Origin of the sequence: Arthrobacter sp. CDRTa11 (genome assembly GCF_026427775.1) — a bacterium.
In the GTDB taxonomy this organism is placed as follows: domain Bacteria; phylum Actinomycetota; class Actinomycetes; order Actinomycetales; family Micrococcaceae; genus Arthrobacter.
Window position 1 is genome coordinate 4,891,028 of sequence record NZ_CP044532.1, and the last position, 13,481, is coordinate 4,904,508.

Consider the following 13,481-nt stretch of genomic DNA (forward strand, 5'->3'; position numbering starts at 1 on the left):
CCAGACAGCACCTTCCACTAGGGTTTCGGCAATATCTCCATCGATTTGTTATATAAACAACACTGACCGCCTCGGCGCATGGAAACGAGGTGCGTCAACGGAGCACAATGTCCACCGGGTTGGCTTCAGAACGCCAGGCGCCGGAGGAACCCTTCGAAGTGTTGATTACGGGAGCGGTCAGCACACCGGAGCGGTTGGTGCGCTTATCCCGCAGAATCTCCGTCACCGAGCCCAAGTGCCGGGAGAGGTCGATAACGTTCTCCGGGGCAGCAAGCAGTAGCTGGAAGCCGAACTCGTGAAGGGCCTTGATACCCGCGCCGGCAAACTCCTCCGAGGCCAGGACAAATGCCTCGTCCATCATCACCGTGCCATACGTGGTGAAGCCCTGTTCCGCTATCCCCAGCTGGTAGCTCAGCGCCGCGGCCATGATGAATGCCGTGAACCTCTGCCGCTCACCGCCGGACATGGAGCCGGTGTCTGCGTGCATGTAAATGTCGGTCTTTTTCGCGTCGCCGTTCCGGCCCTTTGTTTCTGCCTGTCCTGCAACTGCCTGTCCTACAACCGCCTGTCCCACGGCTGTCTCCGCCGCGAGGTGGCGATGTTCCTTGCACTGGATGAACAGGTGCCCGCGCACGTCCAGCACCTCCGCCCGCCATCGCCGGTCCTCCGGCGCCTGCGAGCTGAGCCGTTTGACGAGGGTCTCCAGCGACTTGTAGCGGGTGGTTAGTTCGCCGTCGTCGGATCCGTCGGGTTTACCCGGACGGGTGTGGCGCGCCTTCAACGCATTCTGGATCGCGTCCTTGAACTGCTTTGCCGTGGCCGGCAGGGTCTGCTTGATGTCCAGTTCCAGGTAACTGCCTTCATGGAAGTTCACCTGCGACAGGATGCCGTTCAGCGGCAGGATGCGGCTGGTGATGGCCCGTCGTTCCTCGTCCAGCAGGTGCAGGAGGGTGCTAAAGGACTCGTGCGTGCGCTGGTTGAAGAACTGCCGGAACTCCGCTTCCTGAGAGGGAAGGCCGTCGCTCACAATCGCGTGGTACCGGGTTTCGAATTCGCCGGCTGCGCCGATGGATGTGCCATGGTCCGCGGAGATCGCGGTTCCCCACTCCCGCACAAACCCCTCAAAAATCCGGGTCAGCCGCTCTGAGGTAGCCTGCCCGCTCGATTCAGCGGCATGCAGCTCGCCCAGGAGTACCGTTCGTACCCGGTTGGCCAGGTTGTCCAGCTCATGCATCTCCGTGACGTCACCAAACCCGGTGAAGTACGGTTCCAGCGCCTTGACGGTGGCCTCCGACGGCGGCGCCTGGTTCAGGCGGGCGCGGGCAGCTTCCAGCAGGGAATCGGCGGCGCTCATCTGCCGGTCAAGCGCCTTGTATTCGCTTTGCAGGACTGCAGCCGCCTCCGTGCTGGACTGGTGTTTCCGGCGCGCCGTTTCGATGTTGGCACGCAGTGGCTCCAGGTCCGCCTGTGCGGCCAGGGCGTCCTTGAGCCGCTGTTCAATCCTGCCGAGTTCCTCTGCGGCCACGGCTGCCGAGACCTGTTCCCATGGCCGGTGGTCTTCGGCGATGCGCCGCAGGGCCTCGAGCTGGCGGCTCATGCCCTGGTGCGACTCCTCGCGGCTTTGCGCCAGCTCCGCTGCCTTGGACAGTTCCTGCTGCAGATCCTCCACCTGCGCAGCCACCAGCTCCAGCTTGGACGCGTTGTCGAACCCGAGAACGTAGTCCTGCCGGCTGGTGAAGCGGTCATCCTTCTCCACCGTGTGGCGGTTGCGCTTAACCACCCCGCCCAGGCTCAGGCCCTTGTCCAGCGCTGCCAGTTCATCCGGGTCCTCGACGCACGGGAAGGCGAAATCGAGGGCGATCCGCTCCCGGATCCACGCCCCGGCGTCTGCGGCGGCATTAGTGGTGAGGATGTCCAGCTTGGTCAGCAGATCGCCGTCGCGCACGTCCTCTACCGCCGGCGCTCCGCCGGGCAGCGGCTTCGACACGTCCACTGCGCGCAGGGCGCCACGGACAGTGTTGTCATTGAGGTAGCGGGTCACCGCCGCGAAATGTTCGCCCGGGACCAGCAGCGTGGTGGCAAGGTTCCGGAGTGCGCGCTCTGCGGCAGGCCGCCACCGCTCCTCCCCCTCGGCGAGGTCGATCAGCTCGCCGCCGAACGGCATCCGCTCCTCCGGAACGCCGGTGGCTGCTGCTATCGCTGCCCGGTTTTCAATGCTCGACGGCGGCAGCAGGGACTTGCGCGTTTTCAGCGACACCAGCTCCTGCTGTGCTGCCGCGAGTTCACGTTTTTTGGTGGCGTGGCCGTCAAAGGCCTCAAAGCGAAGTTCCTGGAGCGCCTTCGAATCGTCCTTCAGCTCAGCTGTTCGGGCCTCCGCCTGCTCGTGGGCCTGTTCCCAGCCCTCTGCTGTCCATTCAAGCTGCAGCCCGGCGTCGGCCAGGGCTTTCCGGGCGGCTTCCTCCACCTGTTCACGGAGGCGCAGCCCTACCTGGGCATTTTCCAGCGACTGCTCAATGGCGGAAATCGCGTTGCCGCCCTGGTTGTTGTAGTCGGTCTCCAGCTGGCGCAGTTCCTTGGCCAGTCCGTCACGCACCGCCCGCTCCGCCCCGAGCTCCTTGGCCTTTTCCTGGGCCAGCTCCTTGAACCGGGCCAGGGTCTTTTGGTGCACTGCTACGGAGAGCTGCTGCTTATAGGCATCGAATTCCTCGCCGGCCAGGTCGCGGAGCCGGTTCGCGTCCAGCAGCGACTGCGCGTACTCCTTGTTCAGCCCGGGCACCGGTGCCAGCTGATCACGTTGCTGCCGCACGTCCTCCAACCGCTGCCGGATGGACATCAGGTTGCTGAATTCCTCCACCACGTCATCGGCAGCCGCGAGGGTGCCCGGGGCGTCCAGGACCTGTTCCCGGAAAAAGGTGTTGACGCTGCCGCCCAGCCCTTTACCGGCCTGAATCACACGCAGGAGGGGCAAAGCCTGGTCCGAGCTGATGCCCAGCAGGCGCCGGAAGCGTTCGGCGAAGGCCTTGTGGACATCGAAGATCTGGGCGTCCGGGAAGATCGTCTCCAGCGCCGCCTTGGTGAAGCGCTTCTCCGCAATGTCCTCGACGGCGGCCAGGTCCAGCGGCTTGCCGTCAATCACGTAGAAACGGCCGACGCTGGATTCCGTGCCGTTCTTGGGCAAGTCAAAGAGTGCCGACACCGTCACCCGGGTACCGGCAGCGTTATCGAACGTCAGGGCCACGGCGGACCACGTGGCACCCGGGCGCTGGAAGGCACTTGCCGAGCCCTCGCCCACGGCCTTGTCGCCCACTTTTCCGCGCATGTACGTGAAAGTGGTCCTCTTGTCCTCCACAGCACCGCCCGCACGCTGGGCCGCCGCCTCATTAGAGCGCGGCCGGGCATCGAACACGCGCAGCATCGCATCGAACAGCGTGGATTTCCCCACGCCGGAGTTGCCCGTCAGCAGAGTGCCGTTGCGGTCCACGTGCATCGTGTGGGCTCCATGGAAAGTGCCCCAATTAACCACCTGGACCAGGGCAAGGCGCATCTGCCCCGGGTTCGTGAGCTCGCCCATCGGCAGCATGGTTGCGATGCTCACTTGACTTCCTCCGAGGTCGTGGTTGGGTACGACGACGGCGCTGCCGCCCCCGCCCCTCCGCCGGACGGCTCTGCTGCAAGCAGCAGGCCGTCCGGCTCCGACAGGCCCGATGCCACTCCCTGGGCGGCAGCACCGTCGTCGTCGTTGTTCGCGTCACCTTCGGCGTCGTCCGGTTCGTCCTCCGGGGGAGTGTCGCCGTCGAGCTCCAGCAGCGCTTCGGTTCCTGTGGGATCTGTGGTTGCCGCTACCAGGGCTTCGATTTGGGCTGGGATGTCGCCGATGTTTTCGAAGGGCAGTGCCAGCGGGAGGGCGTTGGAGATGGTGTAGACGTCGTCCAGGCCGGTGCTGAGGAGGAGTTGGCGTGCCATGAGTTTGGTGATTGCCCTGCTGACCACGTCGGCGTCCCGGAGGGCATCCTGCTGGCCGGCGGGCTGGTAGTGGGCTACCAGGTCTGCGATTTCCTCCCGGGCAATGGTGGGGTCTGTCTGGGCGGTGACGTGGCGGTCAAGCAGGAGCCGGAGGCGGAGGAGCACGATGGTTTCCACCCGGCTCAGGGCCCGCTGCTGGCGCAGGATGCTGGAGCGGGTGCCGCCGCCGATGGCCTCGGGGTCAACAGGGCGCAAAACCGCGATCTTGCGTTCATGGTCCATCTGCAGGGTGAGGAAAAGCTCGGACAGGCGGCTTCGGAGGATCAGTTGGTTGTCCAGGAGCGTCGTCCACAGCTTTTCGTCCCGGCCGCCATCAATGTAAGGACCCTTCAGGAGCTTCACCAGCGCCTGACGGACCTTCATGGACAGCACGCCGGTATCCCCGGGGAAGAGTGCCGCGCCGTCAACGAACGTGTCCCTGGGGGTCACCGTAAATGGCCGCTCGGCCAAGGAGCCCGTCTCCAAAGGAACTGGGTCCACAGGAACTGCCGCCTCCAAAGGAACGGCTTCCTCGTCCGGAACTGTCGCCTCTTCAGCGGGGGGCGCCGCCGTCGTCATTTCTTCAGTCATGGGGATCCTTTGCGAGCGTGACCACCGGCAGGTAGGCCGTGCGGGTGGTGCCGTCTATCTGTTCAAAGTCCAGCGCGCCCCAGGCGTCGCGGTCGAAGTCCGCCCCCGCCTGGAGGGCGTGAGAGAGAAGGGCGCGCATGGTGTTGATGTGACGCTCTTCCGACGGCAGCTGGCCCCAGGCCTCCGCGAGCGTGGAGGCCCCGGCGACGGCGGCCCTGACAACATCGGGGCGGGCCTTGGCCGTCCTCGGCGAGCGCACACGGTCTGAGTCACTGAAGGCAATGGGGTCAGCGAGCCTGGGCGGGACAGCGAACTCGTCCGGATCATAGAGCTTAACCATGGCCAGGGATTCAAATCCGGCGTTGTACAGGACGGGACCGGCCACCAGGCCCGGACGTTCCCGCTCGTACGGCAGGGAACGGATGGCCTGTTCGGCTTCGCGCAGCACTTTCCGGAGCCGTACTGATTGACGGAAGTCATCGCTTTGAACGTAGGTGTTCAGGCTCTCGCTGAGCTTGCCGTAGATCCGCTGGATTTGGCTGTGCTGCTGCCGGAGTTCGGCAACCAGGTTCTTGAGGGTTTCGCGGTCCTCGGGGGACAGGTCGTCAGCGAACTGGCGGCTCAGGACTTCACCGATGGCCGAGCGGAACCTGAGCTGCTGCTGCGGGTCCTCCAGGAAGGCCGTGAAGGAACGGAAGGTCCTGCCTTCGGGGCTCTGCCGCAGCCTCTTGTCCGCCTCCAGCACCTGGGCCATGGTAGCGCCCTTGCTAAGCGACTCCTCAATGATCTGGTTGCGCAGTTCGCCCACCAGCTCCTCGATGCGGTCGCGCATCTTTTTGTAGTCAGCGGGCAAGCTGGCGGCCAGGTCCAGGATGTTCCCGGCGGCTTCTACGGCTTCGTCGTCGTCCAGCAGGCCGTCGAAGTCTCCGGAGCTGATGTCCTGGATCAGCTGCCGGCGGTCTTCGATCTCCTCCTCAAGGGATTCCAGCCGCGCGCTCTGGTCCGGGTTGGTCTCGTTGGCCAGCTTCTCCACGTCGCCCAGGAGCGTGCCCAGCCGGGACCCGTTCAGGGTGGAGCGCTCGCTGGACAGGCTGTCCAGAAACGCCAGAACACGGGCCGCTGGTTCCGTGACTTCATAGATGATCTGCCCTGACTGGTTGCGCCGGGTCAGGAACTGTTTGCGTGTCCATTCATCAGCGTATTTTTTCCCGGAAGGCGTTCCGTTCGCCCCGCCGCCCATCCCCGGTTCCTGGCGCCGCAGCTGCTCAAGGAAGGAATCGACGTCGGCATGGAACTCTTCGAGGGGAAGTTGCGGACGGACGCGGGTAAACGAGGCCTGCAGTACGGCGATCACCCAGGGTGCGGAGCGTGTCAGCGCCCAGGCCGGTCCCTTGGTGAGGAGTTCGAGGTCCCGGAGCCTGGCGCTGATGGCCTCAGCGGATGACCTGGCGGAACGGGGCACAGATACTCCTTCAGCTGCATGGGGGACGGCAGCAGAATCGGAAACTGCCAGCTACAAGGTTAACGCAGCCCGGCGCAGCCCCTAATCAGGCCCCTAATCGGGGGGCTTCCGCAACCGGCCCGTGACCTACGCCGAGGTAGCATTTCGATCCCGCATCAACACCCTGATCCAACGTTCCGGGTCTGGCAGCGAGCCCCGGCTGCCCCTACGCTCATGCTACTGATCCCATCCAGATCTCAACCAAAGTAGAAATCGCAGCAGGGGGAAGCATGCAGTTCGACTTAAGTGCAGTGGAGACAGGCACCATGGTGTTCATCGGGACCCTGATGTTTGCCCTCGTCCTGCTGGTTTTTGTCCTGACGGCGGCGTTCATCGCCCTTGTCCTGGTGGGTGTAGGCAAGCTCGCCTGGGTCATCCTGTCCAGCACGTTGCTGGCCGTGGTTCATGGCATTAACCACGGCTGGGACAGGCTGGTGCACCACGCCTCTACGGTGGAGGTATCCGGAGACTTTCAAGGACAGCAATCCCCTAGCACCGGTAGCTACCCGCGGGTAATATAGAGGGACAGCTAAAGGGTTCTCCAACCCGGCGGATCCATGGCTTGAACGGCCATCCCGGTCAAGGAGATAACCCATGAGCTCCGCTACTGACAGTCCCGCCGCCGAAACCCCTGTTGCCGCCCGCAAGATCGGCCCCGAAGTCACTGCCGAGGAAGCCCGTGCAGTGGCGGAAGCCGCCAGGGAGAGCGGCTGGGACAGGCCAAGCTTCGCGAAGGGCCTGTACCTGGGGAGCTTTGACCTTAACCTCATCCACCCTTGGCCCGCGGCTGATGCCGGGGACGTGGAACGCGGTGAGGCGTTTCTGGCGCGGCTGACCGAATATGCCCGCACCCTGTCCGGCAGAGTGATCGAACGTGAATCCAAAATCCCGGACGAGTACCTGCGCGGACTGGCCGAGCTGGGCGCCTTTGGAATGAAGATCCCGCAGGAGTACGGCGGCCTGGGGCTTTCGCTGGTCTACTACGGCCGGGCTCTGGCCCTCCTGGGAAGTGTCCACCCCAGCATCGGGGCGCTCCTCTCCGCCCACCAGTCCATCGGTGTTCCTGAACCCGTGAAGGTGTTTGGCACAGCCGAGCAGAAGCACGAGTACCTTCCCAGGTGCGCCGCCGGCGCCATCACTGCCTTCCTGCTGACCGAGCCCGACGTCGGCAGTGACCCCGCCCGGATGGGCAGCACCGCAGTACCAACGGACGACGGCGAGTCCTACATTCTGGACGGCGTGAAGCTGTGGACCACTAACGGCGTAATCGCCGAACTGGTGGTGGTCATGGCGCTGGTCCCGGCGCACACCGATTCGGACGGCACCCAACACAAGGGCGGGATCAGCGCATTCGTAGTTGAGATGGACTCCCCCGGCATCACCGTGGAGAACCGCAACGCCTTTATGGGACTGCGCGGAATCGAAAACGGGGTGACCAGGTTCCATCAGGTCCGCGTTCCTGCCGCTAACCGGCTGGGCCGCGAAGGCCAGGGGCTCAAGATCGCGCTGACCACACTGAACACCGGCAGGCTGGCCCTTCCCGCCCTTTGTGTCGCCTCGGGCCGCTGGAGCCTGAAGATCGCCCGGGAATGGTCCAATGCCCGCACCCAGTGGGGCAGGCCCGTGGGCAAGCATGAAGCCGTGGGCAAAAAGATCGCCTTCATCGCAGCTTCGGCTTTTGCCCTGGACGCCGTTTTTGAACTGTCCGCTGAACTTGCCGACGCCGGCCAGAAGGATGTCCGGATCGAGGCGGCGCTGGCCAAGCTCTGGTCCACCGAAATAAGCTGCCGGATCGCTGACGAACTGGTGCAAATCCGAGGCGGCCGTGGTTTCGAAACCGCCGAATCCCTGGAAGCCAGGGGGGAACGGGCCGTTCCGGCCGAACAACAGCTGCGTGACCTACGGATCAACAGGATCTTCGAAGGATCGTCGGAGATCATGAAGCTCCTCATCGCACGGGAAGCGGTGGATGCACACCTTGCCGCCGCGGGTGACCTCGCCTCCGCTGATGCCAGCCTCTCGGACAAAGCCAGGGCCGCCGTCGGGGCTTCGGGTTTCTATGCCAGATGGCTGCCCAAGCTCGTGGCCGGCGCGGGGATGGACCCCCGGTCCTACAGCGAGTTCGGCCGGCTCGCCAAGCAACTCAGGTTCGTGGAGCGGTCCTCGCGGCGGCTGGCCCGGCAGACCTTCTACGGCATGGGACGCTGGCAGGCAAAGCTCGAGCACAAGCAGGCTTTCCTTGGCCGTGTGGTGGACATCGGCGCGGAACTGTTTGCCATGGCCGCCTGCTGTTCGCGGGCTGAAATGCTGCTCCGCACAGCCCCGGAACGGGGTGCCACAGCGTACGAACTGGCCGAGGCGTACTGCGAGCAGGCCAAGGTGCGCGTTGACGAGTACTTCGACCAGCTGTGGCGCAACACCGACGACGCCGACCATGACCTTTCCCGCAAGGTCCTGGCCGGGGATTACACCTGGCTGGAGGCCGGTGTCCTTGACTCATCTGAAGGCACTGGACCCTGGATTGCGGACGCCACTCCCGGCCCCTCCAAGAAGGAAAACCTGCACCGAAACTACCGTTAGCAGATAGTAAGCATCCTTGCTATCCCAGTTGAGCAGTGGTTGAGTGGTGCCATGAGCAGCTCAACAGGCCCAAATGACAGGCTTCCGCGGCGTGCCGGGGATGAAAACAGGCCCCCCGGGGATGAAACCAGGCGTGCCGGGGATGAGAACTTCCGCAGGGAAAGTGCTCGTGATGAAACATTCGCCGGCGGACAGCCGACCCAGGCATTCGATCAGGCTCCTGCACCCGCCTACGGCGAACGGGAGTACGTGGCCGATCCGGACGCGGACACGGGGACGGCCTACCCCGCTGCGGCGGATCCGAACCTGACCGACCGCGCCACGGCTGTGGCCCGCGAGAAGGAACAGTTCGGCGGCATTAAAGTGGGCTCAGCTTTCTTTGGCTGGCTCACCGCCACTGGAATGTCCGTCCTCCTGACCGCACTGGTGGCCGGAGCCGGAACCGCCGTAGGCCTCGCCAACAACACGGATGTCAATGAGGCGGTCAACCAGGTGACGACGAACGGCGCAGTGGGGATCGTGGGGATCATCGTCCTGCTGGCCATCCTTTTTGTCTCCTACTATTCGGGCGGGTACGTGGCCGGCAGGATGGCCAGGTTCAACGGCGCCAAGCAGGGCTTCATGGTGTGGATCTGGGCACTGATCGCCGCCGTGGCGGTGGCCTTGTTGGGCCTCATCGCCGGGCAACAGTTCAACATCCTGGCCAATCTGAACAGCTTTCCGCGCATCCCCATCAACGAAGGCGAGCTGACCACGGCAAGCATCATCGCCGCTGTAGTTGTGGCGCTGATCGCGCTGGCGGGAGCGGTGCTGGGCGGGCTGGCAGGCATGCACTTCCACCGCAAGGTGGACCGGGCAGGCTTTACTCCGGACGAAGCCTACGACGAGACTTAAGCAATCGAAACCCAGGCAGTCGAAACCTAAGAAATGAGGACGGCGTCGACGTAGTACCAGCGCCCCTCCTCCCGCACAAAACGGCTGGTTTCATGATGAACTCCCCGTTCCCCGCCATAGAGAAAATGGGCCTTGAACTCCACAGTGCCCTCGGTATCAAACGGCCCGCCAGTGGCGGAAAGGATGTCGAGGCGGCGCCACTGCATCCCCTGGTCCAGTTCCAGCTCGGCGGGAGCGGTGCGGGGGTGCCATGTGGCCATCAGGTAATCAGCGTCGAGCAGGACAAACGCGCTGTAGCGGGAGCGCATCAGTTGCTCAGCGGTTCCCGCCCGGGCTTCGCCACTGTGGAAACGGCCGCAGCACTCAAAGTACTCAAGGCCGGAGAGGCACACGCAGGGGCGAGCATTGATCGGCTTCTCAAACATGGGGCTCCTGTCGGGGGCTGCCGGGCGCGGGTTCGGATCGCAGCCGGGGCTAATCCGACTATAAACGCCCGGGGAATCGTGTTTTCCGGTAACAGGTTTGAAACAACCTCGAACGCGCCCTACCCGGCGGCGGCAGCGCTCAGGAATAGTCCGTAAGGTGGTGGGGGGCTGTTGCCCGTGGTTGATGGTGCCGGCACGGGCCTCGCTGCCGGCAGAGAGGAGAAGGTGACGTGGGAGACGCAACAACGATTGCCCTCAATCTGACCTTTTTCGGGACACTCGGCCTCGCCTTCTTGATGTTTTTTATCCTGTTCCTGCTGGTTGTGGCCACCCTTGTACTGGCCGGCATCGGACGCCTGGCCGCCCTTCTGGTGATGGCCCTCTTTGGAAGGTTCCCCCGGAACGACCCCGCCTCGCTGGTCCACTTCCCTGCCCCCAAAGCACAGACAGCAGGCACAGCCCGGGCAGCAGAGGAACCGGGCCCAGCGGTTCCGGATCAGTCAGTCCCCGTGTCGGGCAGCTTTTCAGAGTCTCGCGGCATTCCTGAGTCCGACGACGCCGCTGCCGCCTCCTCCCCTGCCTCGAAAGCACCGGCCGGCGGAGTACTTCGGGTCCTTCGGTCCAGGGTGGCGAGGCCGGCTTCAGCGCCGACGGCTCCCCGCGACTGGGGCGCCCTCCTGAAACCGGCAGAGCTCCGCTCCCGGTTCCGCACCGCCGTCGAACATCACCCCTTGCTCACCGCAGCCCGGAGTGAGCCGCCGGTCCTGGCCAAGGACTGGGCCGCGGCCGTGGCGGAAGCAGACGCGCGGGCCATTGCTCGTGCACGGGCCGCGGCACCCGAGATCAAGCTGTCAGTGCGGGAACTTCCCAGTCCCGCCGTCCCAGCCGAAAAGGTGGAAGCCGTGGCGCCGCTGGTGGAGTCTGCTTTGCATCAGGACAAGCCGGTGCACGATGTTCCGCGCTCGTTCAAGAAACCTCCAGCCGCTGCTCCGCTGTCCATGCTGGACACAGGCTCGCTGGTATCCCTCTCCGGCCATGCCAAAGTACTTAAGGGCAAGCTGCCGGCAGACCGGCACTGAGTCCAGCGGCTGGCCTCAAGCATCCTGATCTAGCCGGCCTGATTCAGCCGGCCCGATCTTCACAAATCGTCACCCGGAACCGCGGCGTTACCCCATGCTACGAAAAGCGAAGCACTGTGGCGCTTTCCGGCTGTGCGGCCGGGAATTTGGGTAGCCTCATGACGATCCACAGCAATCCGCGTGGGCAATCTAATGTGAGGAATCCGGGGATGAGCCTCAGCGAACTGCGGGTATTCGGGCGGTCAGGTACGCCCATCAGCCCGCTCACTTTGGGCACCATGAACTTCGGCGAGGGGTCAGGTGCATCAGGCAGCGGCCTACCAGGCGGCGCCCCCACCGGTGCCGACGAGTCCATCCGTATCATTCAGGCCGCGCTGGACGCGGGCATCACAGCGGTGGACACCGCCGATGTCTACTCACAGGGCGAGTCGGAGCAGGTGGTGGGCCGAGCACTTCGGGGCCGCCGCGACGATGTTTTCCTCGCCACCAAGTTCCACGGGCAAATGAGCCCCAACCCCGCCCATTCGGGAAACTCCCGGCGATGGATCATGCGGGCCGTGGAGGGAAGCCTCCGACGCCTGCAAACAGACCGGATCGACCTCTACCAAGCCCACCGTCCGGACTACAACACCGATGTTCTGGAGACCATCACTGCCCTGAACGATCTGATCAGGCAGGGAAAAATCCTGTACTACGGCACCTCGGTATTCACCCCCGCGCAGCTGGTGGAAGCCCAATGGCTTGCCACCACCAACCACCTGATCCCTCCGGTTGCCAACCAGGTCCCCTATTCCATGCTGGTTCGCGGCAACGAACGGGACGTCCTTCCCATCGCCCAGCAATACGGCCTGGGCGTTCTCGCCTACGGCCCGCTGGCCGGAGGCTGGCTCTCCGGGGACTTTGTTTTGGACGCTGGACGGGCGCCCACTCGGACGCATTCACTCCCTGGCCGCTACGACATTTCCGGACCGGCAAGCGAGCGGAAGCTGCTGGCCGCCGATTCGCTGGCGCGCCTGGCGGATAAGCTGGAGCTGACCCTGGTGGAACTGGCAGTCGGTTTTGCCCTGAGCCACCCAGCCATCAGCAGCGTGATCATCGGTCCCCGCAGCGAAGAGCACCTGCAGGCCTACCTGAAGGCCGCCGACACTGTGTTAGACGAGTCCGTGCTTGATTTGATCGATGACCTGGTGCCGCCGGGAACCAACTTTGTGGAGCGCGATGCAGGGGCTGTAGTTCCTTCCCTGGAGTACGCCGAGCTGCGCAGACGCTAGGGGTGGATGTTTGGGCCCGTCCCGCTAAGTCTCACCGTTCACTGTCTCATCGTTTTGCTTCGGAAAGCCCTTTCCGGATTCGTAGAAGTCCGGTAGCTTGAAAAGCATGGAATTCAGATACCTCGGAAACAGTGGCTTCAAAGTCTCGGAAATTACGTTCGGAAACTGGCTCACGCACGGATCGCAGGTGGAGAACGACGTCGCCAGCCAGTGCGTGCGGGCGGCACTTGACGCCGGCATCAGCACTTTCGACACGGCGGACGTCTACGCCAACACGGCTGCGGAAACCGTCCTCGGTGAGGCGCTGAAAGGCGAGCGCCGGGAGTCCGTGGAAATCTTCACGAAGGTCTTCGGCGCCACCGGCCCCAAGGGCAAGAACGATGTGGGCCTGTCCCGCAAACACATTATGGAATCCATCAATGGATCCCTGGGCAGGCTGCAAACCGACTACGTCGACCTCTATCAGGCGCACCGCTACGATTTTGAAACGCCGCTGGAGGAGACCATGCAGGCGTTTGCGGACATCGTGCGGCAGGGAAAGGCCCTGTATATCGGCGTCAGTGAATGGACGGCCGCCCAGCTCCGTGAAGGGCATGCGCTCTCCAAGGAACTGGGCTTCCAACTGATCTCGAACCAGCCGCAGTACTCCATGCTGTGGCGGGTCATCGAGGCTGAGGTGGTTCCGGCGTCGGAAGAATTGGGCGTATCCCAGATTGTGTGGTCCCCCATGGCTCAGGGAGTGCTCAGCGGCAAGTACCTGCCCGGCCAGCCGGCGCCCGAAGGCAGCCGTGCCACGGATGAGAAGGGCGGCGCCAGGATGATCGAACGATGGATGCGCGACGACGTCCTCACCGGAGTTCAGGCACTGAAGCCCATTGCCCAGGAAGCCGGGCTGTCCATGCCGCAGCTCGCCGTGGCCTGGGTGCTGCAGAACCCGAACGTGGCTTCGGCCATCATCGGAGCGTCCCGGCCTGAGCAGATCGCGGACAGCGCAGCGGCGGCGGGCGTCACGCTTGAGCCCCAGATCCTGAAGAAAATCGACGACGCCATCGGGGCGCTGGCCGAGCGTGATCCGGCGCTGACAAAATCCCCGGCCACCCGGGAAGCCTAGGGAGCGCCCTGGTTCTGGGGATGTGAT

General features: G+C 64.2%; 10 protein-coding genes. 6 read left to right on the forward strand and 4 right to left on the reverse strand.

Translation table 11 applies throughout. The features are described from left to right. Window positions 1–94: 94 nt before the first annotated feature. The 3 genes from F8G81_RS22325 to F8G81_RS22335 are packed head-to-tail and all read right to left on the reverse strand — an operon-like array spanning window position 95 to window position 6,055. Window positions 95–3,595 (reverse strand): ATP-binding protein, encoded by a 3,501-nt coding sequence (locus F8G81_RS22325; protein WP_267276798.1) that lies wholly within the window; start codon window positions 3,593–3,595, stop codon window positions 95–97. Continuing rightward, window positions 3,592–4,593, reverse strand: coding sequence for a DUF4194 domain-containing protein (locus tag F8G81_RS22330; RefSeq protein ID WP_267276799.1), 1,002 nt, complete (start codon window positions 4,591–4,593; stop codon window positions 3,592–3,594). Before F8G81_RS22330 ends, F8G81_RS22325 begins: the two co-directional genes overlap by 4 nt. Then, entirely contained in the window at window positions 4,586–6,055 is a 1,470-nt protein-coding gene (locus F8G81_RS22335; protein WP_267276800.1) for a DUF3375 family protein, read from the reverse strand. Before F8G81_RS22335 ends, F8G81_RS22330 begins: the two co-directional genes overlap by 8 nt. 269 nt (window positions 6,056–6,324) lie before the next feature. Between F8G81_RS22335 and F8G81_RS22340 the strand changes: the two genes are divergently transcribed. From F8G81_RS22340 to F8G81_RS22350, 3 genes are all read left to right on the forward strand, one after another. Beyond that, the gene (locus F8G81_RS22340) at window positions 6,325–6,615 is read left to right on the forward strand and encodes a hypothetical protein (RefSeq protein ID WP_267276801.1); all 291 of its coding nucleotides are present in this window, start codon (window positions 6,325–6,327) and stop codon (window positions 6,613–6,615) included. A gap of 73 nt (window positions 6,616–6,688) precedes the next feature. After that, window positions 6,689–8,674 (forward strand): acyl-CoA dehydrogenase family protein, encoded by a 1,986-nt coding sequence (locus F8G81_RS22345; protein ID WP_267276802.1) that lies wholly within the window; start codon window positions 6,689–6,691, stop codon window positions 8,672–8,674. Window positions 8,675–8,725: 51 nt separating this feature from the next. Continuing rightward, window positions 8,726–9,568, forward strand: a complete 843-nt coding sequence (locus tag F8G81_RS22350; RefSeq protein WP_267276803.1) for a hypothetical protein — start codon at window positions 8,726–8,728, stop codon at window positions 9,566–9,568. A gap of 26 nt (window positions 9,569–9,594) precedes the next feature. On the opposite strand, the gene F8G81_RS22355 is transcribed toward F8G81_RS22350, so the two are convergent. Beyond that, entirely contained in the window at window positions 9,595–9,993 is a 399-nt protein-coding gene (locus F8G81_RS22355) for a YchJ family protein (protein ID WP_267276804.1), read from the reverse strand. A gap of 230 nt (window positions 9,994–10,223) precedes the next feature. On the opposite strand from F8G81_RS22355, the gene F8G81_RS22360 reads away from it, so the two are divergent. The 3 genes from F8G81_RS22360 (at window position 10,224) to F8G81_RS22370 (ending at window position 13,454) form a co-directional block, all read left to right on the forward strand. After that, the gene (locus tag F8G81_RS22360; RefSeq protein ID WP_267276805.1) at window positions 10,224–11,072 is read left to right on the forward strand and encodes a hypothetical protein; all 849 of its coding nucleotides are present in this window, start codon (window positions 10,224–10,226) and stop codon (window positions 11,070–11,072) included. Between the two features lie 209 nt (window positions 11,073–11,281). Next, the gene (locus F8G81_RS22365) at window positions 11,282–12,343 is read left to right on the forward strand and encodes an aldo/keto reductase (RefSeq protein ID WP_267276806.1); all 1,062 of its coding nucleotides are present in this window, start codon (window positions 11,282–11,284) and stop codon (window positions 12,341–12,343) included. A gap of 106 nt (window positions 12,344–12,449) precedes the next feature. Next, entirely contained in the window at window positions 12,450–13,454 is a 1,005-nt protein-coding gene (locus F8G81_RS22370) for an aldo/keto reductase family protein (RefSeq protein ID WP_267276807.1), read from the forward strand. Window positions 13,455–13,481: the final 27 nt, after the last annotated feature.